We start from the raw sequence: 210 nt of genomic DNA, 5'->3' as shown, positions 1-210 counted from the left end.
GCGGGAGAGTCGGATGGCGTCGGCGGCGGTGCGCAGGTCGCCGCGGACGAGGGTGAGGTCGCCGGCCTCGATGGCGGCGTCGGTGCCGGTGCCCATGGCCAGGCCCAGGTCGGCCTGGGCGAGGGCGGCCGCGTCGTTGACGCCGTCGCCGACCATGGCGACGACCTTGCCCTCGGCCTGGAGGCGCTTGACGGTGTCGACCTTGTCCTG

Annotated in this window: 1 protein-coding gene; it reads right to left on the bottom strand. The window is 75.2% G+C overall.

The genetic code is table 11. From position 1 onward, the window contains the following. Positions 1-210 (bottom strand): HAD family hydrolase (locus IH61_RS42350; RefSeq protein ID WP_037974276.1); only part of this gene is annotated, 210 nt, incomplete at both ends.

It is taken from the genome of Streptomyces sp. NRRL WC-3742 (assembly GCF_000720635.1).
Taxonomy (GTDB): domain Bacteria; phylum Actinomycetota; class Actinomycetes; order Streptomycetales; family Streptomycetaceae; genus Kitasatospora.
Note: the sequence above shows the minus strand (reverse complement) of the source record. Positions and strands in the feature narration are given on the sequence as shown.